This window comes from Microvirga sp. P4_G7, from assembly GCF_056401005.1.
Map to the genome: position 1 here is coordinate 1 of NZ_JBFUKD010000277.1, position 4,664 is coordinate 4,664.

The 4,664-nt window shown below is 64.2% G+C and carries 5 protein-coding genes; 3 read left to right on the forward strand and 2 right to left on the reverse strand.

What is annotated here, in order from left to right; genetic code table 11:
- The first annotated feature begins 523 nt into the window (after positions 1-523).
- Positions 524-868, forward strand: coding sequence for a hypothetical protein (locus AC1DT3_RS12710; RefSeq protein ID WP_477465615.1), 345 nt, complete (start codon positions 524-526; stop codon positions 866-868).
- A gap of 106 nt (positions 869-974) precedes the next feature.
- Here AC1DT3_RS12710 and AC1DT3_RS12715 read toward each other — a convergent pair whose 3' ends face one another.
- A complete protein-coding gene (locus AC1DT3_RS12715; RefSeq protein ID WP_477465616.1) occupies positions 975-1,610 on the reverse strand; it encodes a queuosine precursor transporter in 636 nt (211 codons plus the stop codon).
- Positions 1,611-1,694: 84 nt separating this feature from the next.
- Complete coding sequence (rpmB, locus tag AC1DT3_RS12720; RefSeq protein ID WP_477465617.1) at positions 1,695-1,985, reverse strand: 50S ribosomal protein L28; 291 nt, start codon at positions 1,983-1,985, stop codon at positions 1,695-1,697.
- A gap of 234 nt (positions 1,986-2,219) precedes the next feature.
- Here rpmB and AC1DT3_RS12725 point away from each other — a divergent pair, with 234 nt between their 5' ends.
- Both AC1DT3_RS12725 and AC1DT3_RS12730 read left to right on the forward strand, forming a co-directional pair.
- Complete coding sequence (locus tag AC1DT3_RS12725; RefSeq protein WP_477465618.1) at positions 2,220-3,062, forward strand: DUF3108 domain-containing protein; 843 nt, start codon at positions 2,220-2,222, stop codon at positions 3,060-3,062.
- Between the two features lie 222 nt (positions 3,063-3,284).
- Positions 3,285-4,664 (forward strand): helicase-related protein (locus AC1DT3_RS12730; protein ID WP_477465619.1); only part of this gene is annotated, 1,380 nt, incomplete at its 3' end.

Genomic DNA, 4,664 nt, shown 5'->3' on the forward strand with positions numbered 1-4,664 from the left:
CATCCAGGAAGACGAGCCCTACTTCCGCGACCTGCGTGAACGCTGGTCCGCCGCCCTGCGCGAAGCCCACCAAGCGATCCCGCACCCGCCTTACGCCGACGAGATTTGACCTCCCGCTTGTCTTCACCGGCCTCGTGCCGATGACCTCGCTTCGTGGCACATGTCGCATTTCCGATCGAGGTGGCCGGGACGAGCCCGACCATGACAGGAGAGGGGGAGTTTTTGCGCCGCTGCGCAACCGCTTCCTTCCTCGCCCTTGCCGGAACGGACGTTGACCGGCGCATGATTTCCAGTGTTACGTCGATCCCGGAGCTGGGCTGAACCCGGCTCTGGGGCGTGAGAACCTCACCTGAGCGGTCGGCATCGGCCGCAAATGATGCCTTCCCTACCGTTATGGTCGGGGAGGTGTTGCCGTATGTCCAGGGCGAAAGTCTAAAGGGCAGCACGGTCGTCTCAGGCGGCTTCTCAACTCCCCGACCACCAGGGCTCCTGGTGGTCGTTCTCGTTTCAAGGGAGGGGATTGATGGACCCGACGATACCGGCGTTTGGCGAATACAGCGTGGTCGCTGATTTGCTCAACAAGTTTCACACGGCGAGCGAGATCATTCAGGCGCTGATGATCGTCACGATGATGGTGACGGTGCTCGGCGTCGCATGGATCGGAATGCGAGGTTTGGTGGAGGTGATGAGAGTCCGGCGGAGGAACGCAGCCGACCTGGTCATGTCCGGGACTGACCAAGATCGCGCAGCCTATGCCATGCGAACCGCTCTCCTGCCATTCCGAGACATCGTCCCCGCCGTCATCCTCGCACCTCATCCTGAGGAGCCGCGTGAGCGGCGTCTCGAAGGAGGATCCAGAGAGCCCTGAAAACGCCCCGTCCTTCGAGACGCGACTGCGTCGCTCCTCAGGATGAGGCTTTTGGGGGAGCCTATCGATAGGTCGCCGTTACGACGCGCGTCGAGATACGCGCGTCTCAGGCCGTCCGGCGCTGTGTCATCAGCGGGCGCATGAACGACAGAATCACGCCGTAGGGAGCAAGCGAGAGCGCCGCGAGCGCCAGCTTCACGAGGTAATCCGCGATCGCGAGATTGACCCAGGGGAGCGCGATGCAGGCATCGGCGATGCCGACGCGGCCGAGCAGGTCGGAAATCGTCGTGCCGACGACAGGCAGGTCGCCGCAATAGAAGGCGATCGAGAAGAAGAGCACCGTATCGAGCGCGGACGAGATCACCGAGGAGACGAAGGGCGGCAGCCACCAGGCCTTGTCGCGCAGGCGGGCGAAGATGCGGATGTCGAGGAGCTGCGCGGTCAGGAAGGCGACGCCGGACGCCATGGCGATACGAGGAGTCGCCAGCATGATCGAGAGGGCTACGGCGAGCACGAAGCCCACATACACCACCCGGCGCGCCCCGGTGACGCCGAAGCGGCGGTTCGACAGGTCGGTGACCAGGAACGAGAAGGGATAGGTGAACGCGCCCCAGGTCAGGTAGTCGCCGAGGCCGGCATGCTGAAACGGATATTGGACCAGGATGTTGGAGGCGAGCACGACGAGAGTCATCGCCACGAGGGCAATCACGAAGTCGCGGCGGTCGATCGCGGTCACAGGCATCCAATGCTCCTCAACCAAGGACGGGACAAACGCAAACGGGCGGCACCGAGCCGCCCGCAAGACACATTCTGTCGAAACCCAGGATTAGCTCGCGACGGCGAGCTTCTTCTCGATCTCGCGCTTGATCGTGCGGGCGTTGTCCGACAATTCGTCGTTCTTCGCCTTGGCGAGGAAGCTGTCGAGACCGCCGCGGTGCTCGACCGAGCGAAGGGCGTTGGCGGAGATGCGCAGGCGCACGGAGCGCTGCAGGGTCTCCGACTGCAGGGTGACATTGCAGAGGTTCGGGAGGAACTTCCGCTTCGTCTTACGGTTCGAGTGGCTCACCAGGTGGCCGCTCAGCACGGCCTTTCCGGTCAGTTCGCAACGGCGCGACATGGTTCAAATCCTATTCGTCAAAGGGGCCACGGCTTGGTAAGTCACGGGTTTGCTCAACGCAGATCCCGCGCCGCCGGACACCGAAAGTCCTGGGAAGGTGCGAGCCTATAGGCCCAAACAGGGCCCGCCGTCAACATTTGCTCGCAGTTGCGACGCCATTTTTGTAACATCGTGGTCACGATTTATTCCGATTTGCGTGCGAACAGCTTCGCTCACCCGATCAGAGGCATGCCGATGCGTCTTCTCCTCCTCGCGTCTCTCAGCTTGGCCGTCAGCGGCCTGATGTCGCCGAGCCACGCGCAGACCCTCAGAGCCGATTACGAGGTCAGTCTGGCCGGGCTCCCGCTCGGGACCGCGGACCTGTCGTCGACTTTCGAGGGCCAGAAATACAACATGCAGCTGGCGGTCAAGCTGACAGGCATCGCCAGGATGCTGACCGGCGGCAAGGGCGCGGCGACGGCCTCGGGCACCATTGGCGGACCACGTCCGCTGCCGGCGGCGTTCGCCGTGACGTCCCGCGCCTCGGGCGACCAGCGGACCGTCCGCATGGGTCTCAATGCCGGCGACGTCTCCGCCGTCGAGATCGCTCCGCCGGTCGACGAGAAAGCCGATCGAGTCCCGCTCAAGGACGCCGACAAGAAGGGCGTGGTCGATCCCATCAGTGCGCTTCTGATGCCCGCGGTGGTGACGGGGAGCCTGACGGATGCGGCCAATTGCAATCGCACGATCCCGGTCTTCGACGGGGCGGCGCGATTCAACGTCGTGTTGACCTACGACGAGACCAAATCCGTCGACAAACCGGGCTACAAGGGGCCGGTCCTGGTCTGCAAGGCGCGCTATGTCGCCATTTCCGGCCACCGGGCCCTGCGCCCGTCGACGAAGTTCATGCAGGAGAACAAGGACATGAGCGTGTGGTTGATGCCGGTGGAGCGGCAACGGCTCCTCGTTCCGGTCAAGATTTCCGTTCGCACCATGGTCGGCATGAGCGTGGTGGAGGCCTCCAACCTCACCGTCGGAGACGGCGCGACGGTCGTCCCCATCGCAACGGATCCGGTGAAGGCCGGGGCGGTGCAATAGACGGCCGTCGGCAATGGCATTCGCCGACGACCACTATCATCGGCATGGTAAACCGGAAGGGCATGGTAAACCGGAAGGCGCGCTCCCATATGGAGTGCCGCCGGCGATTCTCCGGCGTGGCTGTGAGCAATATGTCCCTGCCCGTTTCCGGCCTCCCGGCGGCTGGCGTCCCTGATCCCGGGATTCGATCTCGACCCCGCGATCCTCGAACCCCCTGAGGCTATGGCCCGTCGTTCTCTGCCTCCGCAATTCCGCGCGCGCGGCGTGACCGCCGTGCTCGGCCCGACGAATACCGGCAAGACCCATCTCGCCATCGAGCGCATGTTGGCGCACGAGAGCGGCATGATCGGGCTGCCGTTGCGGCTGCTTGCCCGCGAGGTCTACCAGCGCGTCGTCGAGAAGGCGGGTGCGCACAACGTGGCGCTGGTGACCGGCGAGGAGAAGATCAAGCCGGACAACCCGCGTTATTGGATTTCCACCGTCGAGGCGATGCCGCGCGATCTCGACCTCTCTTTCGTCGCTATCGATGAAGTCCAGCTCGCGAGCGATCTCGACCGGGGCCATGTCTTTACCGACAGGCTCTTGCATCAGCGGGGACGCGACGAGACGCTGCTGATCGGCTCCAACACCATGCGGCCTCTGATCGAGGCGCTGATTCCCAACGTCCACGTGGTGACACGGCCGCGATTGTCGCAACTGACCTTTTCCGGCGAGAAGAAGGTCTCGCGGTTGCCCCGGCGGTCCGCGATCGTGGCGTTCTCGGCGGAGGAGGTCTACGCCATCGCCGAGCTGATCCGCCGCCAGAGCGGTGGCGCTGCCGTTGTGCTCGGCGCCCTGTCGCCGCGCACCCGCAACGCCCAGGTCGAGCTGTACCAGTCCGGAGAGGTCGAATATCTCGTCGCCACCGACGCGGTCGGAATGGGTCTCAACCTCGACGTCGACCACGTGGCCTTCGCCTCGGACAAGAAATTCGACGGATTCAGGTTCCGCAAACTCTACCACGCCGAGCTGGCGCAAATCGCCGGGCGGGCCGGACGGCACATGCGGGACGGCACCTTCGGCAYGGCGGGACGGTGCCCGCCATTCGACGCCCAAACGGTCGAGGCGCTCGAGAATCATACCTTCGACCCGGTCCGCGTCATCCAATGGCGCAACCCGGATCTCGATTTTCGCACCCTGGAGCACCTGCGCAACACCTTGGCCGTACAGCCCCGCGAGCACGGCTTGGTGCGGGCCCCCATGGCGGAGGACGTCGCGGCCCTGGAATTGCTGGCGCGCGATGACGATATCAAGGCCTATGGCCGTTCCCAACGGGCCGTCGAGCGACTCTGGCAAGTCTGCCAAGTGCCTGATTACCGGAAGGTTTCGCCGCAGACGCACGCAGATCTCGTTGGGCAGATCTATCGCTTTTTGATGAAGAGCGGCGCCGTGCCGGAGGATTGGTTTTCGGGTCATATCTCGGCCCTCGACCGGACGGACGGGGACATCGACACCCTCTCCAACCGCATCGCCCAAGTCCGAACTTGGACCTTTGTCGCCAACCGTCCGGACTGGCTGAAGGATCCGGAGCATTGGCAGGGTGTTGCGCGTCAGGTAGAGGAC